This window comes from Hominilimicola sp. (genome assembly GCF_046972485.1).
Lineage (GTDB): Bacteria > Bacillota > Clostridia > UBA1381 > UBA1381 > Hominilimicola > Hominilimicola fabiformis.
On record NZ_JBKVWU010000024.1, the window covers coordinates 1 to 25723 of the forward strand.

The 25723-nt window shown below is 38.5% G+C and carries 31 protein-coding genes; 8 read left to right on the plus strand and 23 right to left on the minus strand.

The window, feature by feature from the left end; genetic code table 11:
- The 6 genes from ACLTU0_RS04355 to ACLTU0_RS04380 form a co-directional block, all read right to left on the minus strand.
- A partial coding sequence (locus tag ACLTU0_RS04355; protein ID WP_412321508.1) for a hypothetical protein occupies positions 1 to 345 on the minus strand: 345 nt, incomplete at its 3' end.
- A gap of 75 nt (positions 346 to 420) precedes the next feature.
- Entirely contained in the window at positions 421 to 603 is a 183-nt protein-coding gene (locus ACLTU0_RS04360) for a PspC domain-containing protein (RefSeq protein ID WP_118446696.1), read from the minus strand.
- Positions 587 to 838: a hypothetical protein gene (locus tag ACLTU0_RS04365; RefSeq protein ID WP_117968409.1), complete on the minus strand. Its 252-nt coding sequence runs from the start codon at positions 836 to 838 to the stop codon at positions 587 to 589. The genes ACLTU0_RS04360 and ACLTU0_RS04365 overlap by 17 nt, the downstream gene beginning before the upstream one ends.
- Positions 839 to 855: 17 nt before the next feature.
- Positions 856 to 1437, minus strand: coding sequence for a DUF1700 domain-containing protein (locus ACLTU0_RS04370; RefSeq protein WP_412321509.1), 582 nt, complete (start codon positions 1435 to 1437; stop codon positions 856 to 858).
- Complete coding sequence (locus tag ACLTU0_RS04375) at positions 1437 to 2480, minus strand: HAAS signaling domain-containing protein (RefSeq protein WP_412321510.1); 1044 nt, start codon at positions 2478 to 2480, stop codon at positions 1437 to 1439. Before ACLTU0_RS04375 ends, ACLTU0_RS04370 begins: the two co-directional genes overlap by 1 nt.
- Complete coding sequence (locus tag ACLTU0_RS04380) at positions 2470 to 2790, minus strand: PadR family transcriptional regulator (protein WP_022229014.1); 321 nt, start codon at positions 2788 to 2790, stop codon at positions 2470 to 2472. Before ACLTU0_RS04380 ends, ACLTU0_RS04375 begins: the two co-directional genes overlap by 11 nt.
- A gap of 171 nt (positions 2791 to 2961) precedes the next feature.
- On the opposite strand from ACLTU0_RS04380, the gene ACLTU0_RS04385 reads away from it, so the two are divergent.
- Positions 2962 to 3600: an RpiB/LacA/LacB family sugar-phosphate isomerase gene (locus ACLTU0_RS04385; RefSeq protein ID WP_022229013.1), complete on the plus strand. Its 639-nt coding sequence runs from the start codon at positions 2962 to 2964 to the stop codon at positions 3598 to 3600.
- Between the two features lie 376 nt (positions 3601 to 3976).
- Here the strand turns inward: ACLTU0_RS04385 and ACLTU0_RS04390 are convergent, their stop codons facing one another.
- The 9 genes from ACLTU0_RS04390 to trpD form a co-directional block, all read right to left on the minus strand.
- Positions 3977 to 5425 (minus strand): alanine/glycine:cation symporter family protein, encoded by a 1449-nt coding sequence (locus ACLTU0_RS04390; protein ID WP_412321511.1) that lies wholly within the window; start codon positions 5423 to 5425, stop codon positions 3977 to 3979.
- A 225-nt stretch (positions 5426 to 5650) separates the two neighbouring features.
- Positions 5651 to 5923, minus strand: a complete 273-nt coding sequence (locus ACLTU0_RS04395) for a zinc-ribbon domain containing protein (protein ID WP_022228811.1) — start codon at positions 5921 to 5923, stop codon at positions 5651 to 5653.
- Positions 5924 to 5963: 40 nt separating this feature from the next.
- Complete coding sequence (gene sigH, locus ACLTU0_RS04400) at positions 5964 to 6611, minus strand: RNA polymerase sporulation sigma factor SigH (protein WP_147514866.1); 648 nt, start codon at positions 6609 to 6611, stop codon at positions 5964 to 5966.
- A 190-nt stretch (positions 6612 to 6801) separates the two neighbouring features.
- Positions 6802 to 7332, minus strand: coding sequence for an inorganic diphosphatase (locus ACLTU0_RS04405; RefSeq protein ID WP_022228813.1), 531 nt, complete (start codon positions 7330 to 7332; stop codon positions 6802 to 6804).
- A 19-nt stretch (positions 7333 to 7351) separates the two neighbouring features.
- Positions 7352 to 8626: a copper amine oxidase N-terminal domain-containing protein gene (locus tag ACLTU0_RS04410; protein ID WP_337599376.1), complete on the minus strand. Its 1275-nt coding sequence runs from the start codon at positions 8624 to 8626 to the stop codon at positions 7352 to 7354.
- A 30-nt stretch (positions 8627 to 8656) separates the two neighbouring features.
- Complete coding sequence (trpA, locus tag ACLTU0_RS04415) at positions 8657 to 9445, minus strand: tryptophan synthase subunit alpha (protein WP_412321512.1); 789 nt, start codon at positions 9443 to 9445, stop codon at positions 8657 to 8659.
- Entirely contained in the window at positions 9438 to 10049 is a 612-nt protein-coding gene (locus ACLTU0_RS04420) for a phosphoribosylanthranilate isomerase (protein WP_337599378.1), read from the minus strand. Before ACLTU0_RS04420 ends, trpA begins: the two co-directional genes overlap by 8 nt.
- Positions 10039 to 10818, minus strand: a complete 780-nt coding sequence (trpC, locus tag ACLTU0_RS04425; RefSeq protein WP_412321513.1) for an indole-3-glycerol phosphate synthase TrpC — start codon at positions 10816 to 10818, stop codon at positions 10039 to 10041. Before trpC ends, ACLTU0_RS04420 begins: the two co-directional genes overlap by 11 nt.
- Positions 10819 to 10841: 23 nt before the next feature.
- Positions 10842 to 11855 carry an anthranilate phosphoribosyltransferase gene (trpD, locus tag ACLTU0_RS04430; RefSeq protein ID WP_412321514.1) on the minus strand — a complete coding sequence of 338 codons (1014 nt, stop codon included), beginning with the start codon at positions 11853 to 11855 and terminating at the stop codon, positions 10842 to 10844.
- Between the two features lie 264 nt (positions 11856 to 12119).
- On the opposite strand from trpD, the gene ACLTU0_RS04435 reads away from it, so the two are divergent.
- Entirely contained in the window at positions 12120 to 13262 is a 1143-nt protein-coding gene (locus ACLTU0_RS04435; RefSeq protein ID WP_117968399.1) for a 1-propanol dehydrogenase PduQ, read from the plus strand.
- Positions 13263 to 13342: 80 nt separating this feature from the next.
- Positions 13343 to 14983 (plus strand): glucosyltransferase domain-containing protein, encoded by a 1641-nt coding sequence (locus ACLTU0_RS04440; protein ID WP_337870939.1) that lies wholly within the window; start codon positions 13343 to 13345, stop codon positions 14981 to 14983.
- 96 nt (positions 14984 to 15079) lie between these two features.
- Here ACLTU0_RS04440 and ACLTU0_RS04445 read toward each other — a convergent pair whose 3' ends face one another.
- Entirely contained in the window at positions 15080 to 15460 is a 381-nt protein-coding gene (locus tag ACLTU0_RS04445; protein ID WP_337600263.1) for a DUF4363 family protein, read from the minus strand.
- On the minus strand, positions 15457 to 16143 hold the full coding sequence (locus ACLTU0_RS04450) for a DUF421 domain-containing protein (protein WP_117968395.1): 687 nt from the start codon (positions 16141 to 16143) through the stop codon (positions 15457 to 15459). Before ACLTU0_RS04450 ends, ACLTU0_RS04445 begins: the two co-directional genes overlap by 4 nt.
- Before the next feature lie 180 nt (positions 16144 to 16323).
- On the opposite strand from ACLTU0_RS04450, the gene ACLTU0_RS04455 reads away from it, so the two are divergent.
- The 5 genes from ACLTU0_RS04455 to ACLTU0_RS04475 all read left to right on the plus strand — a co-directional run bounded on the left by ACLTU0_RS04455 (position 16324) and on the right by ACLTU0_RS04475 (position 21474).
- Positions 16324 to 16617, plus strand: a complete 294-nt coding sequence (locus ACLTU0_RS04455) for a YerC/YecD family TrpR-related protein (RefSeq protein ID WP_022228823.1) — start codon at positions 16324 to 16326, stop codon at positions 16615 to 16617.
- Positions 16610 to 17347, plus strand: coding sequence for a class I SAM-dependent DNA methyltransferase (locus ACLTU0_RS04460; RefSeq protein ID WP_412321515.1), 738 nt, complete (start codon positions 16610 to 16612; stop codon positions 17345 to 17347). Before ACLTU0_RS04455 ends, ACLTU0_RS04460 begins: the two co-directional genes overlap by 8 nt.
- A 123-nt stretch (positions 17348 to 17470) precedes the next feature.
- On the plus strand, positions 17471 to 20026 hold the full coding sequence (gene gyrA / locus ACLTU0_RS04465) for a DNA gyrase subunit A (protein ID WP_412321516.1): 2556 nt from the start codon (positions 17471 to 17473) through the stop codon (positions 20024 to 20026).
- A gap of 2 nt (positions 20027 to 20028) precedes the next feature.
- Complete coding sequence (locus tag ACLTU0_RS04470; protein WP_412321517.1) at positions 20029 to 20982, plus strand: peptidylprolyl isomerase; 954 nt, start codon at positions 20029 to 20031, stop codon at positions 20980 to 20982.
- A gap of 18 nt (positions 20983 to 21000) precedes the next feature.
- Positions 21001 to 21474 carry a peptidylprolyl isomerase gene (locus ACLTU0_RS04475; protein WP_412321518.1) on the plus strand — a complete coding sequence of 158 codons (474 nt, stop codon included), beginning with the start codon at positions 21001 to 21003 and terminating at the stop codon, positions 21472 to 21474.
- Between the two features lie 45 nt (positions 21475 to 21519).
- On the opposite strand, the gene ACLTU0_RS04480 is transcribed toward ACLTU0_RS04475, so the two are convergent.
- The 6 genes from ACLTU0_RS04480 to ACLTU0_RS04505 form a co-directional block, all read right to left on the minus strand.
- Entirely contained in the window at positions 21520 to 22332 is an 813-nt protein-coding gene (locus ACLTU0_RS04480) for an undecaprenyl-diphosphate phosphatase (protein ID WP_340371377.1), read from the minus strand.
- A 14-nt stretch (positions 22333 to 22346) separates the two neighbouring features.
- Entirely contained in the window at positions 22347 to 22970 is a 624-nt protein-coding gene (locus ACLTU0_RS04485; RefSeq protein ID WP_118446680.1) for an AAA family ATPase, read from the minus strand.
- A gap of 44 nt (positions 22971 to 23014) precedes the next feature.
- On the minus strand, positions 23015 to 23560 hold the full coding sequence (locus ACLTU0_RS04490) for a lytic transglycosylase domain-containing protein (RefSeq protein ID WP_022228830.1): 546 nt from the start codon (positions 23558 to 23560) through the stop codon (positions 23015 to 23017).
- Positions 23553 to 24149 (minus strand): dephospho-CoA kinase, encoded by a 597-nt coding sequence (gene coaE, locus ACLTU0_RS04495; protein ID WP_412321519.1) that lies wholly within the window; start codon positions 24147 to 24149, stop codon positions 23553 to 23555. The genes ACLTU0_RS04490 and coaE overlap by 8 nt, the downstream gene beginning before the upstream one ends.
- 12 nt (positions 24150 to 24161) lie before the next feature.
- Positions 24162 to 24836 carry a uracil-DNA glycosylase gene (locus tag ACLTU0_RS04500; RefSeq protein ID WP_412321520.1) on the minus strand — a complete coding sequence of 225 codons (675 nt, stop codon included), beginning with the start codon at positions 24834 to 24836 and terminating at the stop codon, positions 24162 to 24164.
- A 171-nt stretch (positions 24837 to 25007) separates the two neighbouring features.
- Positions 25008 to 25723 (minus strand): S-layer homology domain-containing protein (locus tag ACLTU0_RS04505; RefSeq protein ID WP_412321521.1); only part of this gene is annotated, 716 nt, incomplete at its 5' end.

Genomic DNA, 25723 nt, shown 5'->3' on the forward strand with positions numbered 1-25723 from the left:
TCCCTCTTTCAATCTTACATTACCGTTTTCAAGTTTTTCAAACGGATCTTCCACATTACATACTGACGGAAGCAAAAACTTTCTGCCTGACAGCATTTTTAATACAGCAATCAAGTTCTGTTGATTTCTTTCTTGTTTAAATGCTTTCACCTTTGATTTAAAAACTTCATTTTCAAAAGCTATATCGTCTTTAGGTGCTTGTTGCGGTTGCTCTTCAGCTTTTTCTTCTTTGTTGCCACTCATTATTTCATCATAAGCCTTGGATATTTCGTCCTTTAGTTCATTATCCTCTTGAGTTGAAACTTTTTTCGTTTCTTCTTTTTTGTTCTTTTTAAATATTGCCATTTTTCAATCCTCACTATTTATCATATTACTTCTATTATACATATTGACAAATAGTTTGTCAATGGCAAAAAAGTTTTACGCCTCCGGCATTACTATTGCGGCAATAATATAGGCAAGCACACCTGTACCGAATGCAAGACACGATAGCAATACCACACCCAATCTTACCAAAGTAGAATCAATATTGAAATATTCGGCAATACCGCCGCACACGCCACAGATTTTTCTGTCAGTTGAACTTCTAAACAGTTTCTTCATTATAATCACCCTCCATATTATCTATTCCGAATTCTTTAAAGAAATCATTTATATCATCATTATAATCATCGTACATATTATTCGGCTCTATTCTTGTTTCGACGTTAATTCCAATTCCGCGAAGTGCTTTTTCAACATCAGCGCCCATCACAACACCGCTTGCACACAAAGCAATTCCGAGTGCGACCGACACAGCACAGATAATAAGTACAACTTTTGTTATAGTCTTTCTCATTCTATCCTCCTTATCCATCACGCTTTTTTATTAAAAAGTCTTGAGCCTAAAGCAACGATTTTTCTGATTATCCACGGAAACAGTTTTATGCATACAACCACAGTCGCCCAAGCTATAAACAATCCCAAGCCGAAGAATATACATCCAACGCCTATTTGCATAACCATATTCGCAAATCCCGCATGAGCAAAAAAGCTTTTAAGTATCATTCCCGCACCGCCGAGCCACATTGAAACACCGCTGAAAAATGCAAACGGAAAAATACACAATATACCGAATATTATCGCTACCGCAAAAAATCCGACTGCTATTGCCAACGGTATAAGTATCGGCGACAATAATATAAGAATAATTATCAATGCCCATATTCCGACACCGTTTTTCTTTGGCGGTTTAATGTTTGCGTTGCTGTTTGCTACGTGCGTTCTGTAATAATTTTGTGCCGCATATTTAGGACTTCCGAATCTTTCAATCACTTTTTCGTCCGCCTCACTGCCGTTGAAATATGATTCAAAATATTTTTCGGCTTTTATTACTTCCTCATACGGCATAAATCCAAGTTCTTTTTTGATTTTGTCTAAAAATTCTTCCTTAGTCATTAAGCCTCATCCCTTTCATTAAATCCAATTTTGACGTTACCCATTCCGCATTTTACATTAATATTATACAACGCGCCGATATTGTTATCCAACTTACTTCCTGCACCATGAATTTTCGTGCCGCCAATATCAACGCATCCCATACCTGCCGTCGCCGACATATTAAAGTTGTCTGCACTGTTTGTAAGCGTTAGTGTTACATTACCCATTCCGCAGTCAACATTCACGTCACCGTTCATACTGCAACTGCCGACTATGTCACCCATTCCGCACTTCATATTCAAATGCTGAGAATACATATTTTTAATTTCACATTTTCCCATACCGACTTCAACTTTTGTATTATCGGCCGACAATCCCGACACAAGAATATTTCCGGCGGTTAATTTCATAACAGCTTTCTTTGCGTGAAATCCCTTTGGTATTATTATAGAAACAACCCCGTTTTCATTATTTCCGATAGTCTTTGAACCCTCAACTGTCCAAGTATTGTTTGCAATATAACTTTTAACCTTTACTTCACCGGCTGACATTGTATCAACAGCAAAGCTATCTCCTGTTCTGAATTCAAAATTTCCTGCTTTCAAGTCAAGATATATGTTTTCAATATCGGAGCAAGTTTGAACTGTTGCATTTGAAACAGCAATTCGTTGATTTGTCTTGTTGCCGAGAAATTTTATAAGCAATACTATTACCACAACAAGAATTACAATTCCTGTTATTCCCGGAAGAGCATTTCTTATCATATTTAATACAGGTACGCCAAACCCAACCGCCAATATACATACAAGCACTGTTTTCCAAGAAATTTGGTTATTGTGTTTTTCACTTTCATCATTAACGTTTTTTCTGTCGTAATACTCATTTTTAAACTCTTCCGCCACTTTATGCGGAGTACCCATTTCCGCAATCACTTTCTCTTCGTCATCTCCGGCGTCATTGATATATTCATCATAATAACGAATAGCGTCATCAAGCTCATCCTTCGGAAGAAAACCAAGCTCACGCCTTAACCCCGCAAGAAATTCCGTTTTATTCATCATCTATCACTCCCTCAAATATATTTGTTATAGTCGCTTTGTAGTTCTGCCATTCGTCACGGTACATATCAAGCTGTTTCCGACCTCTGTCTGTTATCTTGTAATAACGCCTGTTTCGTCCGGAATACTCTTTGTCATAAATTTCGAGACAATCGTCCTTTTGCAATCTGCGGAGAACAGGATATAAAGTAGATTCCGATACATCAAGTTCGTTTTTTAAAACTCTTGTTATTTCATATCCGTAAGTGTCCTCTTTTTTCACTATCGCAAGTACGAGTGCGTCAAGCAGTGCCGCATTAATATTAAATATCATATATTCACCGCCTTTTACTGTTTTATTTATAATATGTTTTAATTTAATAATATTATATATCGTATAATATTATTTGTCAATAGTATATTATTTTTTTATTTATATATTGCAAACTTATTGAAAATTAGATATAATAGAAGTGTAAAATAAAAGAAAGAAGGTAAATTTCAAATGAAAATTGCTTTAATTAACGAAAACAGCCAAGCTGCAAAGAATGGCGTTATTGTTGAAACACTAAAGAAAGTTGTTGAACCGCTTGGTCACGAAGTATTTAACTACGGTATGTACTCAGCTGACGATGCAGAACAACTTACATATGTACAAATCGGTATTCTTGCCGCAATACTTCTAAACTCAGGTGCGGCTGACCTTGTTATCACAGGTTGCGGTACAGGCGAAGGTGCTTGCCTTGCTTGTAACGCATTCCCCGGTGTACTTTGCGGTCACGTTGTAGATCCGACAGACGCTTATCAATTTACACAGGTTAATAACGGTAACTGTATCGCAATGCCTTTCGCAAAAGGCTGGGGTTGGGGTGCTGAGCTTAACCTACAATATGTGTTTGAAAAACTATTCGTTGAAGAATGGGGCGGCGGTTACCCTAAAGAAAGAGCAGTTCCTGAACAGAGAAATGCTAAAATTCTTAACGAAGTTAAAAAGGTTACTCACAGAGATCTTCTTGATATTCTTCCTAACCTTGATCAAGACCTTGTTAAGGGTGCTGTTGCAGGTAAGCAATTCAAAGACTTGTTCTTCGCTAACTGCAAGTGCGATAAGATTGCCGAATACGTTAAGACAATCGTTGATTAATTTTGCTTTGAAACAGGTGTGCAACGCATACCTGTTTTTTTGCGGATTTTTATATTGCCACCACTCCGTCACTTCGTGACACCTCTCCTCAAGGAGAGGCTTTCAAAAGGCTCCCATTGAGGGGAGCTGTCAACGCAGTTGACTGTGGGGTGGCTTCACTATTTTTTCGGTTATCTCGCTTAACAGGCGACCAATGGTCACCCCTACATATTTTCTTTGTACTGTCTAAAATAATACACATATGTCTTCGCAAGTAGGGGCGGTCATTGGCCGCCCTCAAACTCACTTCGTACGGGACATCAAGGTGCTGTCCCCTACTTTCAACTTTATCTCACCAAAACGCATACAAAAAAGCGGTCGTTTCCGACCGCTTAAATCACTTTGACAATCTATCAAATTCTTTAAAATAATCTCTCGTTTCTTTCGCGACAACACCGCTAAGTGCGATAAGTGCAATAACGTTTGGTATCGCCATAAGTCCGTTGAAAATATCCGCGATAGTCCAAACAGCCGCAACAGTAAGGTACGGACCGATAAACACTGCAAGTACATATATCCATCTATAAACCTTAACAACAGTTTTATTTCTGTTTGATAGGTATTCAAGACAACGTTCGCTGTAATAGTCCCAACCAAGAATTGTTGTAAATGCAAAGAATGCAAGACAAATCATAAGAACAAATGATGACACAACTGATGGGAACGGAAGACCGCTTTGGAATGCTTCTGTCGTTATCGCAACACCCTTTAAGTCAGGATTTGCCCATGAACCCGCAATTACGATTGCAAGACCTGTCATTGTACAAATAACGATAGTATCAATAAATGTACCTGTCATTGAAACAAGACCTTGACGAACTGTATCCTTAGTTTTTGCCGCAGCTGCCGCAATCGGAGCAGAACCAAGACCTGCCTCGTTCGAGAATATACCTCTTGCAACACCGTTTTGCATTGCCGCCATCATTGCACCAAGTACGCCTCCGGCAACCGCTCTGTTTCCCTGTATGCCGTCACCGTATCCAAACGCACCTTGAACAATTTGCACAATCGCATCAGGAATTTTTGTAACATTGCAAAGTAACAACAACACAGCAAATACAACATAAAGCACTGCCATAAACGGTACAACAACTTGTGATACATTAGCAATTCTCTTGATACCGCCAATAATAACAAGTGCCGTACATACCGTTACAATAAGACCGGCAATTACAACCACCCAAGAAATATTTCTGCCGAACAAATGAATTGCCCAGCTTGTATTCGGGTCAAAGAAATTAGTAACCGCACTTGCGATACCGTTTACCTGTGTAAAAGTACCTATACCCATAAGACCTACACAAACACCGAAAAACGCAAAAATCTTTGCAAGCCACTTCCACTTTTTACCCATACCGTTTTCTATGTAATAGAAAGGTCCGCCAAGAACGTGACCTTCTTCATCTATAGTACGATACTTAATAGCCAAGAAACCCTCGGTATACTTTGTAGCCATTCCGAAAAATGCCGCTACAATCATCCAGAACAACGCACCCGGACCACCAGCCGCAAGAGCAGTTGCAACACCGACAATATTACCTGTTCCGATAGTCGCCGAAAGTGCCGTACACAAAGCACCGAAACTTGTAACTTCGCCTTCTCCGCCTTCTTCGTTTTTAACCATAAACTTCAAAGCCTTACCGAGGTGTCTTACCTGCAATCCTCTTACTCTGATTGTAAGATAAATACCCGTAAGAATTATCAATACAATAAGCGGAACTCCCCATACAAATCCGTCGATTTGTTTCAAAATCTCGCCGAACGTCTTAAAACCTTCACCTGTCATTTTCCTTATCAATCCTTCCTTTTTACAAAAATACAATAAAATTTTATCACATATCGCAAAGATTGTCAATTAACGATATTTCAAAACATTTAAACACATTTTATGCAACTTTAACGTAATAAAGTACAAAACAAAAACAGTATCTTTAAGAAAAGATACTGTTTTTAAATCATTTCTATGAAAAACTGTCCGAAAGACAATTATTCATACGGGTCTTGGACCGTATTAGTTGTTTTGTTTTGCGAAACATTCACTGCAATATACAGGCTTGTCGTTTCTCGGTTCAAACGGAACTTTGTCAACCTTACCGCAAGATGCACAAACTATTTCATACATCTCCTTGTTTTGACGCATACTGTTCTTTCTTGCCTGACGACATTCCTTACAACGCTGAGGTTCATTTTCAAAACCCTTTTCAGCGTAAAATTCCTGTTCACCGGCTGAGAATGTAAATTCCTTACCGCAATCCTTACATACTAATGTCTTGTCTTCGTACATTGTTTTTACCTCACTTTGGTTATTTGTTTGTTTTCTGTCTTCAATAATTCCCCTCGTCGCCCTCACGCAAAGCGCTTTCAAGTTTTTTCTTAATACGTTGGACGGCATTGTCAACCGCTTTCGTATCTTTCCCCAACTTTTCCGCAATTTCCTGATAGGAAAGCCCCTCAAGATAATATACAAGCACTTCTGTTTCAAGCTTGCTGAGTACTTTATTGATTTTATACTCCATACCATCCATATTCTCTCGATCAATCAATATGGCCTCAGGGTCTTGAAGCTCACTGAACGCTATGATGTCAAGCAAGGTTGTATCGCTGTCATCGTCATAAGTATTCTTATCAAGTGATACATAAGAATTTAAGGGAAGGTGTTTTTTTCTCGACGCCGCTTTAACGGCAGTTATAATGTGCCTTGTCACGCATACTCCCGCAAAGACTTTAAAAAACGGAAATCTGTCGCCGTCAAAATCCATAACGGCTTTGTACAGTCCTATAAGTCCCTCCTGAATAATATCGTCATCATCGGCACCGGCAAGAAAATAAGGTTTTGATTTTGCATAAACAAGATTTTTATATCTCGACAATATCGCCTCCAAAGCTTCGTTATCACCACTTTGAGCGGCTTTAACAAGTTCTTCGTCCGATAACGTCTTTAGATTTTTTCTTTCCGTTTCCAATACCGTCACCTATTCTTCCCTCTGATATAAGTACAAACCGTAGTATATCATTTTAATTCCAAAAAGTCAAGGAATATTTGTAAAACCTGCAAAAATATTTTATTTCTAATTTATAATTATACAACACTTTTCACAATGCGACATTTTATTTCAAAAGTGAACAAAAAAATGACTGCCGATAAACCGACAGTCATTTTCGTTAGCAGTACATATCCTTGTATGCCGCAATACAATTCTTAATAACTTCTTTTGCCTCGTCCGGACCAAGCACCTCATTTACAACAGTTTCCTTACCCTCAAGAGATTTATACACTCTGAAGAAGTGAGAAATTTCGCTGAAAGTGTGTTGAGGTAATTGGTTAATATCCTTAAATTCCGCATATGACGGGTCATTAAACGGAATTGCGATTATCTTTTCATCGACTTGGTCATCATCAATCATTTTCATAACACCAATCGGATAACATTCAACAAGCGTCATCGGAACTATTGATTCCTGACAAAGTACAAGAACGTCAAGCGGGTCATTATCCGCCGCATACGTTCTCGGAATAAATCCGTAGTTTGCAGGATAGTGAGTTGATGTGTAAAGTACGCGGTCAAGGCGCAAAAGTCCTGTTTCCTTATCCATTTCATACTTGTTTTTAACGCCTTTCGGAATTTCGATTACCGCCATAAATTTTTCAGGTGAAATTCTTCTTGGGTTAATATCGTGCCAAATGTTAGACATACCTTATCTCTCCTTTTTATCATTTTTTAGACTGTATTATAACAGTTTTTGTTTCTTGGTCCCATTCAACGGTACAATCAAGCGATTCGCTTACCGCTCTTAAAGGTACCATTGTTTTATCATTCATAAGTTGCGCAGGCTCGTTAAGTTCCGGTTGTTTTTCGCCGTTCACATAAAATTCCTTGCTGTTTATTGTCATTGTTATAGTTTTATCTGCCGTTTTTGCAATGATTTGTTGCACACCGTTTTCATCAACCCATTCAACTTCTGCATTCAATGCCTCGAAAATCGTACGCATAGGCACAAGTGTAGAGTCATTTTTTATAACAGGGTCTTGCGTCGGGAACTGCAAAGTCTGACCGTCAAGAACTACAGTCACAATATCAGGCTTTTTGCTAAGCTCGCTCAAACTGCTGTAATCTTCAAACAGCACAACAGGCTTTTCGTCAAATCTTACACCCTTTGCACGAATATAAGTTTTCTGACTTGCATTGCTTTCAATATGAGAAATTCTGAAATCATCTTGATCCTTTAAATTATCTCTGTTTGAAATTTGATTTTGAGTTAAATTATCCGTATTGTTTTTATCGTCACCAAACCACATTCTGTCATATGACGCAACGAATGCATCCGGAATATTGCTTTCTGTCAAAGCCGCTCTTGCCGCCGCAACCGAATCCTTATAATTATCGGGATTCATAACAGTCTGCAATCCCTCACCCAACGTATATGAATAATATGTTTTACCGTTTGCCCAAACATTTTCTTCACGGCCGTCCTCATTTACAGTCTTTTCGATTTTTACTTTCGGCTGTAATTCGTCCGTATCGGGATCAAGCATATACATTTGAAGAAGATATGTCGTATCAACACTGCTGAACGTTTCAACACCTATATATTTCTTATTTCCAACAGGGATAGTAAAAACGTTTGCATAAGAATTACCGTAATTTGCAATTAAATCGGTATCTATCGAACCAAGGAACGTAACACCGTTTTCGCTGCCTTGATAAACCGATACACCGCTGCTCTCAACAGTAATAAGTTCATTGTCAAAGTCCATATCTATATCATCGTAAAATGCAGAGATAAGTCCCGAAAAATAATTATTTACATTGTCATATTCATTTTCGTGACCGGCAAATGATGCCGCGAAATCACAATAACCGACCTGAGGGCCAATCACTGTAGAAATAAACTTATTATAAGCATATATGTTATCTTTTGCAAATGCACTTGTGCCTAAAAGCATTGCACCGGCAAGTACCGCACTGACCGTTTTTTTTAATTTCATAATTAAACTCCCCCTTCTTCGGGACATTTATCACAGTCCCGACTTTAAATCTTTTATTTTTTCACGAAGATTATTAATTCTTTCTTCTACACTCTCACCGGTTGCAATAGACTTAACGATTGCACTGCCGACAATAGCGCCGTCGAAATATTTTGTAAGTTCCTTAACCTGCTCGCCGTTTGAAACACCAAATCCCACGCAAGCCGGAACGTCAGTATATTTCTTTATTGTTCCCACAAATTCATCAAAATTTGTGACAAATGATGATTTCTCACCCGTAACGCCGAGTGAAGAAATACAATACAAAAATCCTTTTGCGTCTTTCGCAATATTTTTAATTCTGTCTTTTGAAGTCGGTGATACAAGGCTTATCTGATATACACCGTATTTTTCGGTATATTCCTTGATTTCATCACTTTCTTCATAAGGCAAATCGGGAATAATAAGTCCGTCGACGCCTGTTTCCTGACAACATTTAAAGAATTTTTCAATTCCGTATTGTACCATTACATTATAGTAAAGCAAAAATACCATAGGTACTTCCACATTATTTCTGATTTTTCGGACAAGTTCAAACACCTTGAAAATATCCACACCTTGCGCCAAAGCTCTTTCATCGGCACGCTGAATTACAGGACCGTCCGCCGCAGGATCCGAAAAAGGTACGCCCAATTCAATAAGGTCAACGCCCTCCTCCTGCATTGTGTATATAGCCTTTTCACTCACTTCCATATTAGGGTCGCCTACCGTCAAAAATGTAATAAGTGCCTTTCTGCCATCTGCTTTCACCTTAGCAAATCTCTCGTCTATTCTATTCATTCTCATAACTCCTCACTGTCTCTATAAATTTCTTTATCTTCTGTTCATCTTTAAAACCGTCCGTTTCAACCGAAGAAGAAATATCCACTCCGACAGGCTTAAAAATATTAATACCCTCTATAACATTTTCGGTTTTAATTCCTCCGGCAAGCATAATCGGCTTATCGGTCTTTATCCTACTGCCGCCGTGCCAGTCAAAAGTTTGACCGCTACCACCGTACTCTTTATCAGTATACTTGTCTAAAAGCAGTCTGTCAACCCCTTTTACATCATAAATATCTTCTCCGTCACGCACTCTTACGGCTTTCCAAATTTCACATTTGCAGTCAAGGTTTGAAATATACTCCTCGTTTTCATCTCCGTGAAGCTGAACAACGTCAAGCTTTGCTACCTGTACCGCCTCATTTATCTTTTCATACGTTGCATTGACGAACACACCGACTTTTTTTATATCCTTATCAAGATTTTTCGTGATTTCAGCGACCGTTTCGGGTGTGACTTCACGTTTGCTCTTTGCGAATATAAAACCGATGTAATCGGGTTTGTACTTATTAATTATATCTATATCTTCCTTACGGCGAATACCGCATATTTTAATTTCCATATCTCAAATTATCAACAGCTTTTTTTATATCCTTTTCACGCATAAACGCCTCACCGATAAGTGCGGCGTCAAACTTTAATCCTCTCAGATATTCAAAATCACTGTGTTTCCTTATCGCACTTTCCGCAACCTTTACTTTACCGGCCGGTATCAGCGGTAAAAGTCTTTCGCACGTCGTTATATCCTCGTCAAATGTCTGAAGATTTCTGTTGTTTACGCCTATTATACTGCCGTATTCAACCGCTCTTTTGACTTCTTCTTCGTTGTGCGTTTCAACAAGCACATCAAGTCCGATACTGTCTGCCAAAGCGTGAAACTTCTTGTATTCCGCGTCGGTAAGTGCCGCCATTATAAGCAAAATTGCGTCCGCACCGTACAGTTTAGCCTCATATATTTGATACTCGTCAACCGTAAAATCCTTGCGAAGTACGGGAATACTGAATTTGCTTTTAATATCCTTAACAAATTCTATATTGCCTTTAAAATATTCAGGCTCGGTAAGTACCGACATTGCTTGAATATTGCATTTGTCATATTCTTCGGCAATCTTCATATGGTCAAAATCTCCGCGGATAAGTCCCTTTGACGGCGACGCCCTTTTTATTTCCGCAATAATTGAAACATCATCAATCGACACAAGTCCGTTTTTGAAATTCGGTACTTTAAGTTCCGCTTTATCCAAAGCCTTTAAAAGCTCGCTTGGGCTTAAATTTTCTTTTGCCTTCGCTACTCTGATTTTCGTAGACGCAATAATTTTATCAAGTATCATATCAAATTCCGCAGCCTTTCTTCTTAATTAAATTTCTTAGTTTCAGCCACAAATTCGTTTACTTTATCCATAACCTTACCGCTGTCAATAGTCTGTTTTGCGATTTCGACAGCCTCTTTGTATGAATCTGCTTTACCGCCGATATATATACCTGCCGCACTGTTAAGAACGATAATATCGCGTCTTGCACTCTTTTCGCCGTTAAAAATACTTTTTGCGATTTCGGCATTTTCCTTACCGTCACCGCCAGTAATATCGCTTGCAGCCGCATATTCGATACCGTAATCGTGCGGATCGATTTCATACACGACAATCTTACCGTCAATAATCTCGTTTACCAATGTTTTACCCGTAACCGTAATTTCGTCCATACCGTCACTGCCGCAAACGATCATAGCGCGTTTAACGCCCATTTCACTCATTACCTTAGCAAAAACGCTGACTTTTTCAGGTGAGAAAACACCTATAACCTGTCTTGATGCATTTGACGGATTTGAAAGCGGTCCAAGCATATTGAATATAGTTCTGATACCGATTTGTTTTCTGATAGGTCCTACATTTTTCATTGCCTTATGGAACTTCATAGCATTCATAAAGCCCATACCTGTTTCATTTATACATTGCTCAACCTGTTTCGGCTCAAGCATAATGTTTGCACCGAGTGCCTCAAGCAAATCGGACGCACCGCTCTTTGAAGATGCGGCTCTGTTTCCGTGCTTTGCCACAGTCACACCTGCCGCCGCACAAACAAACATTGATGTTGTCGATATGTTAAACGAATTAGCACCGTCACCGCCCGTTCCGACAAAGTCTATGTACTCATCAGTATCAAGCTTGACGCTGCCGCCCTTTGACTTCATCATTTCCGTACAACCGACAATCTCGTCTACCGTTTCGCCTTTCATGCGAAGTGCCGTCAAAAATGCCGACACCAACACCGGTGACGCTGTACCCTCAAGCATCATATCCATTGCTTTTGCAGCCTCTTCACGCGTAAGATTTTGTCCTTCTGTTACTTTTTTTAATAGTTCTTTCATAATTATAGTCCTCCTCTAATCTCAGGCAAAATGTAAAAGAAAAGCCCGTTTTTGACCAAAACGAGCGTAATATCCCTATAGAATATAAAACATCTTTTTAATTTTGCTCATCTCGTCTAATCTAAATTTATTATAGCATAGCATAACAAAAAATGCAATACCGGAAAATCGAATTTTCTACATTATTTTTTTCAAATTCCCCTTGTAATATTTGTTTAAATATTGTATAATAAATGTATTAATGAAACAGGGGTGAAAAACTTAATGAAAAGTTTCGATATAAAAACAAAAATTTATTTCGGTGACAATGCACTTGACAGACTTGCAGACCTTCCTTATAAGAAGGCACTTATCATCACAGACCCGTTTGTTGTAAAGAGCGGTATGCTACAGATGATTACATATCGTTTAAACGACGGTTATACTGAATTTGACGTATTTTCAGACGTTGTTCCGGACCCACCGATTGAAAAGATTTCTCTTGGTGTTAAGGCAATGCTTGACTATGATCCTGACGTTGTTATCGCAATCGGCGGCGGCAGTGCTATCGACAGTGCAAAATCAATTCGTGAATTTGCAACAAGAGCATCTCAAAAAGAAGTTGCACTTATCGCTATTCCTACAACTTCCGGTACAGGCAGTGAAGTTACAAGTTTTGCCGTTGTATCCGATCCAGCAAACGATATAAAATATCCGCTTGTATCAGACAGTATGTTGCCGACAGAGGCTATTTTGGACGCCGACCTTGTAAAGAGTGTTCCGGCAAACGTAACAGCCGACACAGGTATGGATGTACTTACTCACGCAATCGAAGCATATGTAAGTATCAACAACAACGAATTTTCAGCCGCACTTGCAGAAAAGTCAATCGAGATATGCGGTACTTTCCTACTTCGTTCATATCTTGACAATAACGATACACACGCAAGAAAGAAAATGCACGTTGCGTCATGTCTTGCAGGTCTTGCATTTAACAGTGCATCACTTGGTCTTAACCACGGTATTGCTCATGCAATCGGTGCTAAGTTCCACATTCCGCACGGCAGAGCCAATGCAATGTTACTTCCTCATGTTATCGAATACAACTCAGGAATTAACAAACATTCAAGAAGTCAAAGCCACTATCCTAAGTGCGTTGAAAAGTATGTCAACGTTGCTAAACTTCTTGGTGTAAATAACTTCAATGAAATCACAACAGTTCGTGCTCTTGTAAGCTGGATTCAGTTTATGTTAAAGGAAATGAACGTTCCTGTTTCGGTTTCACAATGCGGTGTTGACAGAACAGAATACTTCAACGCAATCGACTCAATGGCTGAGAAAGCTCTTGCAGATGCTTGTACAGCAACAAATCCTCGCGTACCTACGAAGGAAGAAGTTGTTCAAATTCTTGAACATTTATACGAATAATATTATAAATACAACAAATTTGGGCGTGCTTTTTAACACGCCTATTTTTGTAAAAACTATTATATTGGGAGGATTTTCGTATGAATCAAATTAATCGAAAAAGCAAAATATCCTCATTTTTTGAACTGCTTTCTTCACATTGTGAATATATTATGACTTTCGCTTTGGGATTGCTTATGATTGTTCAACGATTTTTGAGCGGAGTATACAAGCCTGTTATGGACGACTGGTTTCTGTACGGTGATTTGTATAAAGGTATATCAAACCGACTTGCAAACTTTGCTATTCCGAACGAAAAGTTTGCAATACGCCCGCTCGCAGGAGTGTTTGACTGTTTTGTAAATGCACCGTTGTTTAATCATTTATGGATTGTCGAATTGTTTTTGACATTTTCACTGCTTTTCGGTTCATTTCTGATTATAAAAGCACTTCGCAGAAACAATTTTGCAAGCGGCGGATTTTTCTTGTGCCTTGTGTGCCTTTTTCCTGTCGGACTTGAGGCTACTTATTGGATTGCCGCCGCAACAAGAGTTGCATATTCACTGCTGTTTATAGGTTGTGCCACACTTTCGCTTGATTACTGTTATAAATCGGATAAAGTTAAATTTTTAGTTATGTTTGCCGTATTCGGTATGCTCAGTGTCTGTTTTTATGAACCGGCAATAGTGGTTTATATCATACTTACACTTTTCATTGTTTGGAACAATTATAAGAATAAAAAAGATTTGCTTCCGCTTGCAATAATGGCGGCACATATAGCGATTATCGGAATTTACTACATTTTAAATTCCGGTTCCGGCGAAATAGAATCACGAGGCGGTTTCCTTGAAACAGATATATGGGAGCATACCGCACTCGTTACCGATTTTACTAAAAATATATTCACCGATTTTACAAATTCAATATTCAAAAACGGTTACAATAAAGGTATACTTATCGTTTTCGGCGGTCATAAATTTATAAAAATATTACTTATCGCAACACTTTCGATTATATTCGGTGTATTTTCGGCTGTATGTATTAAAAAGCGTAAATTTTCTTGGAAAATACTTCTGCTTGGAATTGTGATGTTTTTCGGCGGACTTTCGCTAAACTACATTCTCGGTTCTGACAGAATACCGTTAAGACTTGTATTTTTCGCATATCTCGGAATAGGCATAGTAATTGACGAACTTATAGTTCTTTTACCGCTATCGTTTAGCAGAATTTTATGTGCGGTTTTACTTACAGTTTCAGCATTTTCATTTACAGTTACAGGTATCGGTGAAGTGAGCGATTATCAAAAAACATCTGACATTGACGTTGCTCTCACATCACAGCTTATAAACCTTGACACTAAAGAGAATATCACGAATACAGACAAAAACGTATATGTATTCAGCGGTCAGCATTACTATGACGAAACAAAATGTGTAAGCTGGCTCGATCATATAAGAGGCGTAAGCGGTAATTATGCTGATTTTACAGGTTGTATGCGACATATCACCGGTGCTGCGAATACAAATAACGTTATGCCTTTCACTTACGGAGATATTCATAAACTTAAACCGTTTATTGATATTGAGGGTGTTTGTAATTTTTATAATATAGAATATGACAGAACAATCGTTCCCGTAAAACTCGTAGCGGACGGCGATAACTATGTTATAAAACGCAATGATGATTCAATAGTCGGTACATTGACAAAAGTTGACGATGTTTCATATCAATTCTTTAATTAGTAATTTTGTAGGGGCGACCATCGGTCGCCCTTTTTTCACGTCCCATAACTTGTGCCTTTCCCCACTTCGTAAGGGCGACCATCGGTTGCACTAAACCTACAATATATTCTCCAACTTAAACTTATAATTTTTCGGCAAATGTTCAAACAAAAAACCAAGCACACGACAATGTGAAACTGCGTCTGTTTGCTCTCCGCCGTTAATATACCCCTCCACTTCGGATATATTCATTTCAATTTTATCAAAATCCTCGTGATTGCCTGTTGCGGCAAGTACAGTACGATTTTCGTCAAGATACTGTACAAGTTTTTCGATTTCATCACCGGCACTCTCATAATCGCCGTCATACAAAAACGCCATAACTCTGTCATTAATCTCCCCCAGATCTCTCGACACTTTATCAATATGATTTGTATACGCAACACTCCCTGCCACAATAACCACCGCAATAACCGCTGATGCTATAACTCCTTTCATTTTCTCCATTCCCCTTTTAACTGTATAAATAATTCGTCCTCCGCGTCAAGTGACGCAACAAATATCTCTTTTACATCTTTAATATTACGTTTTTTCAATTCCTTTGTAAGCCAAATGTGGTCTTTTTTCGCGCGAGTCAATTCACCCTCGTTAAGTGTTCCGTCCGACACGATAACACAAGGCAATCCGTCGTGACGAACATTTTCAAGCTGTAAATCCTCCACAGTCACAGGTCTTGCCTTATCTTTCGGTATAACGCTCAATTTACCGCTTGTTTCCAAAACCGCCACCGCCACATCAGATATATCGTGACAACCGTTAAGGCGAAGTTCCTCAAGCAAATCATTGATATTAAACCGAAGTTTTTTTAACTCGGCTTCATTTATGCACCCGTCATACACGACAATACTCGGCTCACCGCTCAAAAACTTGCGAATATTTTTACTTTTAAGGCTCAAATATGACATCATAACTTCAGCAACAATCAAAGTCAGTACAGGAATAATCCCCGACAAAAGAGGTATATCAATAGCCTGCATAGGCACAGACGCCAAATCGGAAATCATTATAGCGACAACAAGCTCCGACGGCTGCAACTCCCCAAGCTGTCTTTTACCCATTATACGCATAGCGGCAATAACCATACCGTACAAAATCAAAGTTCTAACAACAAGTATAAGCATATTTCACCTCAGACATTTTCTTTTGTGTATTATTCTCTTTAAACACAATATTTATGTATTTCACTTTACTTTCACGCGTTAAAGTGGTATAATTAAAGTATATTTTGTAATGCACACTATCGGCTCGCAGATATATGTGCATTAGTGATTTATTGTGAGCAGAAAGGTTACTGATAACAAATGAAAGAAATAAATGACGAACGAATTGACACGCTTTTCAAAGCAGTTCTTGAATTAAAAACCGTTGATGAATGCAGAAGATTTTTTACTGATTTATGCACTATTTCGGAACTTAAATCAATGAGTCAGCGTATGGAAGTCGCACTTATGCTTAAAGACAAAAACATCTATACGGACATTGCCGCAAAAACAGGTGCGTCAACCGCAACAATCAGTCGCGTAAACAGATGTATAAATTACGGCTCAGACGGCTACAATTTAGTAATTGACAGAATGGAGAATAAAGATGAATAGCTATACCGATTTCGCCTATATTTACGATTCGCTTATGCACAAGGATATTGATTATGAAAAATGGGCGGACTATATAGAAAATCTTTTTATTATGTATGACGTAAACCCCGACCTTGTATGCGACCTCGCATGCGGTACAGGCAATATAACAATACCTCTTGCCAAACGCGGATACGATATGACAGGCGTTGATATTTCGGAGGATATGCTTAACATTGCCCGTGAAAAAGCCGACGGACTTGACATACTTTTTCTGAACCAAAGCATGACCGATCTTGACCTTTTCGGCACAATGGGTGCGTTTCTATGCATGATTGACGGTATAAATTACATTCTTCCGCCGAAATCGTTATTAACTCTTTTTGCCAAAATCAAAACTTGCTTTATCGATCCCGACGGTCTTTTTATATTCGATATAAGCACAGAATATAAGTTAAAAAACGTGATAGGCTCAAACACATTTGTGCACAGCGATAAAAACATATTTTATACCTGGCAAAATCGCTTTATCGAAAAACGCAAATTATCCGATATGTTCCTTACTTTCTTTGTAAAGCAAGGCAAAAAATACAGCCGTTTTGAAGAACGTCATCTGCAAAGAGCATATTCGGTAAATGAACTTACATTACTTCTCAAAAAAGCCGGTTTTAAGTCTGTCGATACATATGACGAACTGTCGTTTGACAAACCGAAAAAAGACAGCGAACGCATAGTGTTCGTGTGTCGTTAAATACTGAATATTTATAGGATTTTCCTTGATTTTAAGCCCAATTTGTGGTATAATAAATAAGTTAAAAGTATTAAATTTTGTACTTGGAATTTACATTTCAAGTCTGAAAATTAGGAGGAAATTATGGCAAAAAAGTCCAAAGAATTGAAACTGGATATGGACGCAATCAATAACCAACATATTATTGATGTTGACCTTAACAGTGAAATGAAAAAAGCTTATATTGATTATGCTATGAGCGTTATAGTAAGCCGTGCCCTTCCTGACGTTCGTGACGGTATGAAACCTGTTCACAGACGTATATTATATGATATGTATGAGGCAAACCTATTATACGAAAATGATTTTAAAAAGTCTGCCGCAACTGTCGGTGACGTGCTTGGTAAATATCACCCTCACGGTGACGCGTCCGTATATGACGCAATGGTACGTTTGGCACAGGATTTCTCACTTAGATATCCGCTTGTACAAGGTAAAGGTAACTTCGGTTCTGTCGACGGTGACCCGCCTGCAGCTTACCGTTATACCGAGGCGAAAATGTCTAAAATATCGGCACTTATGCTTACCGATATTGAGAAAAATACGGTTGACTATGTACCTAACTATGATGACAAATTAAAAGAGCCTGACGTTCTTCCGTCAAGATTTCCGAATTTGCTTGTAAACGGCTCTGCCGGTATCGCAGTCGGTATGGCGACAAATATTCCGCCGCACAATCTTACAGAAGTTGTTGACGGTATAATCGCAGTTATAGACGACCCTATGATAACAACCGAAGAACTTATGACTCATATTCAAGGTCCCGATTTCCCAACCGGCGGCGTTATTATGGGCAAAAGCGGTATAAGAAACGCTTATACAACAGGTCGCGGAAAAATTATTCTTCGTGCGAAAGCAGAAATAGAAGAACACAATGACCGAAACAGAATTGTTGTCACAGAAATACCTTATCAAGTAAACAAAGCAAAGCTTGAAAAGCATATTAACGAACTTGTTCGTGACGGCAAGATTGACGGTATTTCATCAACTCGTGACGAATCTACCGAACATATTCGTCTTGTTATCGAACTTAAACGTGACGCAAACCCTAATGTTGTACTTAACAATCTGTTCAAGTATACACAAATGCAGGATACTTTCGGCATCATCTTGCTTGCACTTGTAGACAAACAGCCGAAAATTCTTACACTTCGTGAGATGATTGACTACTACATCGCCCACCAGGAAGATGTTATTTCAAGACGTACACAGTTTGAACTTGACAAAGCACTTGACCGTGCACATATCTTAGAGGGTTACAAAATTGTTATAGACAACGTTGACGAAGTAATCAGAATAATCCGTGCATCAAAGAGTATTCCTGACGCAAAGCAAACCTTGTGCGAACGTTTCTCACTTACAGATGCACAGTCAGACGCAATCGTAAAAATGCAGCTCGGTCGTTTGTCCGGTATGGAACGTGACAAGATTGAGGAAGAATATCAAGCACTTGTTGTAAAAATCGAAGACTTACGTTCAATTCTTGCAGAGGAAAGCAAAGTTCTTGAAATAATTAAGAACGACCTTACCGATATTAAGAATAAGTACGGCGATGAAAGAAGAACTGAAATATCAATGGTTACAACTGAAATTGATATTGACGACCTTATCGACGAAGAAGATATTGTCGTTACAGTTACTCATAAAGGTTACACAAAACGTCTGCCTGTCGATACTTATAAATCACAAAGACGCGGAGGTCGCGGTATTTCAGGTCTTACAACTCGTGAAGAGGACTTCGTTGAACACCTGTTTACAACCACAACGCACCACACATTGTTGTTCTTTACAACTCACGGTGTTGTGTACAAGCTGAAAGGTTATCAAATACCTGAGGCAAGCAGACAGGCAAAGGGTACGGCGATTGTAAACCTACTTCCGCTTGAAAATGATGAAAAGATTTCCGCAATGATTCCTATTAAGGACTTCGAGGACGGCAAATACCTTACATTCATCACCAAAAACGGTATTGTCAAAAAGACAAACGTTATGGATTACTCAAAAATCCGTAACGGCGGACTTCGTGCGATTGACCTTGACGAAAACGATGAACTTATCAGAGTTAAACTTACAGACAATACTCAAGATATTATTATTGCTACACATGACGGTTATGCAATCCGGTTTAACGAAACTGAGGTACGTTCAACAGGCCGTACAACAAGAGGTGTTATGGGTATTCGACTTCACGACGGCGACTATGTTATCGGTGCGTCTGTTGCACTGCCCGACAGCCAGCTTCTTACTGTCACAGAAAACGGTTACGGCAAGAAAACACCGCTTGATGAGTATCGTATTCAGTCAAGAGGCGGTAAAGGTATTTTCACTTATCGTATTACCGAGAAAACAGGCAAACTTGCCGGTATGAAAACTGTCACAGATAATGACGATATTATTCTTATCACATCTGACGGTGTTATTATAAGAATGCACACAGATGAAATTTCTTCATACAGCCGTCAAACTCAGGGTGTAAGAGTTATGCGTCTTGACGACGGTGTAAGTGTTATGAGTATTGCACGAACAGAACGTGAAGAAGAAACTGATGAAGAAGCAGAAAATTCTGAAGAAGTCATTGCTGATGATACAACCGAAACTCAAATTGCTGACGAAAGCGAAACAGAAGGAGATGTCGAGTAATTATGAAAAAATCAATTAGTGTTATAGCTATAATTCTATCAATGGTAATGGTGCTTGCGTCATGCGGCACAAACCAAAACAGCAAAGATGAAGAGCCCGTTTCAACACCTGATCCGGAACTTGTAAAAAACACACTCAACGCCACAATAGAACTTGAAGACGGTGACGAAATTATGCTTGAATTATATCCGGACCTTGCACCTGATACGGTTGAAAACTTCGTTGAACTTGCAGAAGACGGTTTTTATGACGGCACAATATTCCACAGAGTTATTGAAGATTTTATGATTCAAGGCGGCGGCTATGACGAAAATCTGAAAGAGCAAAAAACTGAGTCTATCAAAGGTGAATTTGCAAAGAACGGTTTTGAAAACACACTTTCTCACACCAGAGGTGTTATTTCAATGGCAAGAGCACAGGATTATGACAGTGCAACAAGCCAATTCTTTATCGTTCAAAAAGATGCGACTTACCTTGATGGTCAATATGCCGCATTCGGCAGAGTTACAGAGGGTATGGATATAGTTGATGAAATCGCATCTGTAAAAACAGGTACGGTTGCCTCATCAAATATGGAGGACGTCCCTATCGAGCCTATCGTGATTGACACAATCACCATTGACACATCTGTATCAAGCGGTAAATCAAGCAAAACAAAGGCTACTTCAAAGCCGTCAAAAGATAAAGACACAGACAAGAACTCAAAAGATACTGATGATGAAGACGAAGATACATCATCTTCAAAGTCATCTAAATCATCATCAAAATCAACAACTGCTCCGAAATCAACACCTAAGTCAAACTCAAGTTCAAAATCGAGCAGTTCAAATTCTTCATCAAGCAGTAAATCAAGCAATTCAAATGATGACAAAAACAACGATGATGAATTAAGCGAAGATGAACTTAATGACATTCTTCCATTCTTACAGTCAGGCTCAACAGAGTCAAATTCTTAAAAAGCAAGGAGATAAATTATGAATATTGAAATCGAAATGGAAAACGGCGGAATTATAAAAGCAGAGCTTTATCCGGACGTTGCTCCAATCACAGTAGAAAACTTTGTTTCACTAATCGAAAGAAACTTCTTTGACGGTCTTATTTTCCACCGTGTAATTCCGGGCTTTATGATTCAAGGCGGCGGTTTTACGGCAGACGGTCAGCACAAAGAAACAGATTCAATCAAGGGCGAATTTGACGGTAACGGTGTTACAAATCCATTAAAGCATACAAGAGGTGTGCTTTCAATGGCAAGAACAATGTTCCCGAACAGTGCGTCAAGCCAGTTCTTCATTATGCACGAGGATGCACCTCACCTTGACGGTCAGTATGCCGCTTTCGGTAAGGTTACAGAGGGTATCGAGGTTGTTGACGAAATAGCAGAGACACCGACAAATATGCAGGATAAGCCAATCGAAGACCAAATTATAAAAACAATAAGACTTGTATAATAAAAGCTCCGTAAGCAATGCTTACGGAGCTTTTTTTTGTTGTTTTTAGTGTATAAAACTAAAATATAAAATTACCAATATACCTAGTATAATTCTGTAATAACCGAATGATTTAAAATTGTGTTTTCTTACATAGTTCATCAAGAACTTAATTGCAAGCATTGACACAATATACGCAACAACCATACCTGTCAAAAGCACAATCACATCTTGCATAGGCATAGCTAAGCCGTATTTAAGCACTTTCAGTAGGCTTACGCCGAACATAACCGGTATAGCCAAGAAGAATGAAAATTCAGCCGCAACCGAACGTGAACAACCTATAAGCATTGCACCAAGTATTGTTGCACCTGAACGCGATGTACCCGGAACGATTGACAACACTTGAAACAGTCCGATTAAAAGTGCTGTTTTGTATGTCATATCGTCCATGCTTTCGATTTTTGTTTCCTTGTGCAACGATTCAACAACTATGAACGCTACACCGTACAAAATAAGCATCGCCGAAACGACCTGCCAATTTTCCCAAGCCGACATAAAGTTATCAAGTACAAGACCGATAACCGCAGCCGGTACACAGGCAATAATAACCTTGAACCACATTTTCCAAGTATTCTCTTTTTCAACATTTGTCTTTTTCGGTGAAAACGGATTTAACTTGTGAAAATATAGCGTTACTACCGCCAAAATTGCTCCAAGCTGTATTACATACAAATACAAATCAGATGCGGTAAATCCCTCTGTATTGTTTATAAGTTCGTTTACAAGTATCATATGTCCTGTCGAACTTATAGGCAACCATTCGGATATACCTTCAACAATGCCCAGAACAATCGATTTAATCATTTCGAGAAACAAAATATAACAACTCCTTATTTAATTTTCTTCTTTGCTGCATTTATTATCATATTTGCAGTTTCTTCAATGCCGAATTTTTCAGCATCAATACACAAGTCGTAATTAGACATAACTCCCCAATTTTTGCTTGTGTAGTAATCGTAATATGTACGACGTTGTTTGTCGGTTTTCAAAACCTTGTCTTTAGCTTTGGCTTGAGTAATATCAAGTGCCGACATAACTCTCTTTGCACGATAATCAACCGAACCGTATACAAATACGCTCAAAACGTCCACGTTTTCATTTTCAAGAACATAATCCGCACAACGTCCGACGATAACGCAAGAGCCTCTCTTTGCAACCTCTTTAATAACGTCAGCCTGTGCGATAAATAATTTATCGTTTATAGGCATTTCGTAATAAATCGGTGCGTTTATACCTCTCATTGAGTAGTTGCCGCTTGCAAGCGAGTAAAGAAAACTGTTTGTTGCGTGTTCGTCAACCTCTTTCAACGCCTCTTTGCTTATATTGCTCTTTTGTGCCGCAAGTTCAACAAGCTCCTTGTCATAAAAAGGTATGTTAAAATACTCCGCAACCTTTTCACCTACATCACGTCCGCCACTTCCGAACTGTCTTCCTATTGTAATTATCAATGACATAATTCATTCTCCTCTCTGTTTTAATTTTATGTTAATGATATACATTACTGATACATTTCTTTATAGTGTTCCCAACTCGAATTTACCTTTACAACATAATTACGAGTTTCAGAAAACGGAATATACTTGAGTGTCACTCCGTCATCACTGTATCGCGAGTCATTAAGCCAACTATAAACATTTCCCATACCACCGTTGTAAGCCGCCAAGGCGGTGTCAATATTTCCGTAAACATCAATCAAGTGACGTAAATAATGACAGCCAAAACGTATATTTGTTTCGGGGTCCATATAATCATATTCAGTCGTTATCCCTAATTCTTTAGCGTTCCATTCAGCAGTTTCCTCAGTAAGCTGCATAAGTCCGCCGGCAACACCCGAATGTGCCTCAGGCACAAAATTACTTTCAACCTTTATAACCGCCATAACCAAGAACGGATCAAGGTCGTTGGCTTTTGAATATTTTACAATATAATCTGCATACGCAACAGGATATTTGAATTTTTGACTTGTTTGATAACCGCCTAATATACCCAGTACCGCAACAAATATTGCAAGAAGTACAAGGAATGCTTTAAAAATTTTACTCAAAACTATTCCCCTTTATTTTATTAAATAACCCGACAACATCACTTTCAAGCTGTGCAATATCACCGTTATTATATATGATATACATTGAATTTTCCTTATAGAACTCATCATCATTTTGAGCATTAATTCTTTGTATCGCCTGTTCATCGGTAATATTGTCACGCGTCTTAATTCGTGTGATTCTGCTTTGTTTATCAGCAATAACCGACACTATAAATTCACAAAGCGGTTCAACATTACTTCCGATTATCACTGCTCCGTCTATACCAACCAATTCGGCATCAGTCGTGTTTATGTCTTTTACCACTTCCGCCTTTATATATTTATGCGTTATGTTGCTTAATGCCTCTGTTTTTTGTTTGTCAGAAAAAGCGATTGATGCTAATTTCTTTCTATTCAATGTCTTATCGTCATTTAGTATGCTATCACCGAAATAATCGACCAATTCATTAAGACAATCACTGTTTGGTTCTACGATTTCGTGTGCAATTACATCTGTGTCAATAATATGCACACCCAATTTTTCAAGCATTTTTGAAACAGATGTTTTTCCGCTTCCGCTTCCACCTGTTATACCGAAAATAACCATTTCTATCCCCTCTTAAATGTTCTCAATTTGCCAATCTATCGGTGTTTTACCCATTTCCGTCAACATTCTGTTTGCCGTTTCAAAATGACCGCAGCCGAAAAATCCTCTGTTTGCCGACAACGGACTCGGATGTGCGGCAGTTAAAATTTTATGATAATGATTAGTAATAACCTTTATTTTCTCTTTCGCATTGTTACCCCAAAGCATAAATATTACCGGGTCTTTGCGTTCATTCAAACACTCGACAACTCTGTTGGTAAATATCTCCCAACCTTTGTTTCTGTGTGAATTTGCCTGACCGTCACGGACAGTCAATGCTGAGTTAAGCAACAACACACCTTGCCTTGCCCATTTTTCAAGATAACCGTTATTTGGAATGTACAATCCCAATTCATTATGAAGTTCCTTATACATATTCAATAATGACGGAGGAATTTTAACACCTTTTTGAACCGAGAAAGCCAACCCGTGTGCTTGACCTACTTCATGATACGGGTCTTGACCAAGAATGACAATCTTCGTATTTGCATAAGATGTCCATTTCAAAGCATTAAAAATATCATACATATCCGGATGAATACAATGCGATTTATATTCAGATTTCAAAAAAGCACGAAGTTTTAAATAATATTCTTTACTAAATTCATCTTTAAGAATTTCGTCCCAATCATTTCCTATATTAACCACTCAATTCACTCCTAAATAATTATCTTATATATATTATACCAAAAAATCGTTTAAATTGCAATTAGATTATAAAATTATAAACAAATATTTATATTTGTAAAACAGATTTGATTTGAAATACAAAAAAGAACAGTCCGTATGGACTGTTCTTTTAAGATACTTTAATATCAATTATTGAGCATCAACGAATGTATCGAAGATTACCTTAGCTGACTGAGCTCTTGTAGCATTTGAATGTGGTTCAAATGTTGTATCAGTCATACCGTTGATAATACCGGCCTTTTGAAGAGTCATAACTGCTTCAAATGCGTAATCTGAGATTTCATGTGAATCCTCAAATGTGATTTCAGCATTTACAGGTTCAAGTGACTTGTTCATGATTTTAGCTGTCTTATATGTCATAAGAGCCATATCTTGTCTTGTGATTAGGTCATTAGGACCGAAGTTACCGTCACCGTAGCCTGAAACGATACCAAGTTGACTTGCAACTGATACTGCATTGTAGTACCAAGCAGTTGAAGGAACGTCTGAGAATGTTGATTCACCTTTGGCGTTAAGAGCGTTGATAGCACCCATTAGAATCTGGCAGTATTCTGCTCTTGTGATGTTTGCATTAGGATCGAATGTATATTGATCTCTACCACTAATCATACCTCTCATAGCAAGTCCGTTGATAGCTGTTCTTGCCCATTCAACTGAGTCAAGATCCTGGAAGTCTGGCTTGTAGTTAGTATTTGTGTTAGGTGTTGTTACAGCACCTGTGTGACCAGGAGCGATTATGCTAGGGCCACCACCTGAAGTTGTACCGTCATTACCACCAGTTGTTGTAGAAGCCTTCTTAACTGTAACCTTTACAGATGCTGACTTTTCGTTACCTTCAGTATCTT

What these genes read in the sequence shown, in the direction of transcription:
- ACLTU0_RS04450 (WP_117968395.1), bottom strand. Translation starts at nt 16,143, where the DNA reads ATGCTTATACTTGTTGTTAGAACTTTGATTTTGTACGGTATGGTTATT.
- ACLTU0_RS04360 (WP_118446696.1), bottom strand. Translation starts at nt 603, where the DNA reads ATGAAGAAACTGTTTAGAAGTTCAACTGACAGAAAAATCTGTGGCGTG.
- ACLTU0_RS04455 (WP_022228823.1), top strand. Translation starts at nt 16,324, where the DNA reads ATGAAAGAAATAAATGACGAACGAATTGACACGCTTTTCAAAGCAGTT.
- ACLTU0_RS04385 (WP_022229013.1), top strand. Translation starts at nt 2,962, where the DNA reads ATGAAAATTGCTTTAATTAACGAAAACAGCCAAGCTGCAAAGAATGGC.
- ACLTU0_RS04470 (WP_412321517.1), top strand. Translation starts at nt 20,029, where the DNA reads ATGAAAAAATCAATTAGTGTTATAGCTATAATTCTATCAATGGTAATG.
- ACLTU0_RS04375 (WP_412321510.1), bottom strand. Translation starts at nt 2,480, where the DNA reads ATGATGAATAAAACGGAATTTCTTGCGGGGTTAAGGCGTGAGCTTGGT.
- ACLTU0_RS04440 (WP_337870939.1), top strand. Translation starts at nt 13,343, where the DNA reads ATGAATCAAATTAATCGAAAAAGCAAAATATCCTCATTTTTTGAACTG.
- ACLTU0_RS04445 (WP_337600263.1), bottom strand. Translation starts at nt 15,460, where the DNA reads ATGAAAGGAGTTATAGCATCAGCGGTTATTGCGGTGGTTATTGTGGCA.
- ACLTU0_RS04420 (WP_337599378.1), bottom strand. Translation starts at nt 10,049, where the DNA reads ATGGAAATTAAAATATGCGGTATTCGCCGTAAGGAAGATATAGATATA.
- trpA (WP_412321512.1), bottom strand. Translation starts at nt 9,445, where the DNA reads ATGAATAGAATAGACGAGAGATTTGCTAAGGTGAAAGCAGATGGCAGA.
- ACLTU0_RS04390 (WP_412321511.1), bottom strand. Translation starts at nt 5,425, where the DNA reads ATGACAGGTGAAGGTTTTAAGACGTTCGGCGAGATTTTGAAACAAATC.
- gyrA (WP_412321516.1), top strand. Translation starts at nt 17,471, where the DNA reads ATGGCAAAAAAGTCCAAAGAATTGAAACTGGATATGGACGCAATCAAT.
- ACLTU0_RS04410 (WP_337599376.1), bottom strand. Translation starts at nt 8,626, where the DNA reads ATGAAATTAAAAAAAACGGTCAGTGCGGTACTTGCCGGTGCAATGCTT.
- ACLTU0_RS04475 (WP_412321518.1), top strand. Translation starts at nt 21,001, where the DNA reads ATGAATATTGAAATCGAAATGGAAAACGGCGGAATTATAAAAGCAGAG.
- ACLTU0_RS04370 (WP_412321509.1), bottom strand. Translation starts at nt 1,437, where the DNA reads ATGACTAAGGAAGAATTTTTAGACAAAATCAAAAAAGAACTTGGATTT.
- ACLTU0_RS04365 (WP_117968409.1), bottom strand. Translation starts at nt 838, where the DNA reads ATGAGAAAGACTATAACAAAAGTTGTACTTATTATCTGTGCTGTGTCG.
- trpC (WP_412321513.1), bottom strand. Translation starts at nt 10,818, where the DNA reads ATGATACTTGATAAAATTATTGCGTCTACGAAAATCAGAGTAGCGAAG.
- trpD (WP_412321514.1), bottom strand. Translation starts at nt 11,855, where the DNA reads ATGAAAGAACTATTAAAAAAAGTAACAGAAGGACAAAATCTTACGCGT.
- ACLTU0_RS04380 (WP_022229014.1), bottom strand. Translation starts at nt 2,790, where the DNA reads ATGATATTTAATATTAATGCGGCACTGCTTGACGCACTCGTACTTGCG.
- coaE (WP_412321519.1), bottom strand. Translation starts at nt 24,149, where the DNA reads ATGGTTATTTTCGGTATAACAGGTGGAAGCGGAAGCGGAAAAACATCT.
- ACLTU0_RS04435 (WP_117968399.1), top strand. Translation starts at nt 12,120, where the DNA reads ATGAAAAGTTTCGATATAAAAACAAAAATTTATTTCGGTGACAATGCA.
- ACLTU0_RS04460 (WP_412321515.1), top strand. Translation starts at nt 16,610, where the DNA reads ATGAATAGCTATACCGATTTCGCCTATATTTACGATTCGCTTATGCAC.
- ACLTU0_RS04485 (WP_118446680.1), bottom strand. Translation starts at nt 22,970, where the DNA reads ATGTCATTGATAATTACAATAGGAAGACAGTTCGGAAGTGGCGGACGT.
- ACLTU0_RS04405 (WP_022228813.1), bottom strand. Translation starts at nt 7,332, where the DNA reads ATGTCTAACATTTGGCACGATATTAACCCAAGAAGAATTTCACCTGAA.
- ACLTU0_RS04395 (WP_022228811.1), bottom strand. Translation starts at nt 5,923, where the DNA reads ATGTACGAAGACAAGACATTAGTATGTAAGGATTGCGGTAAGGAATTT.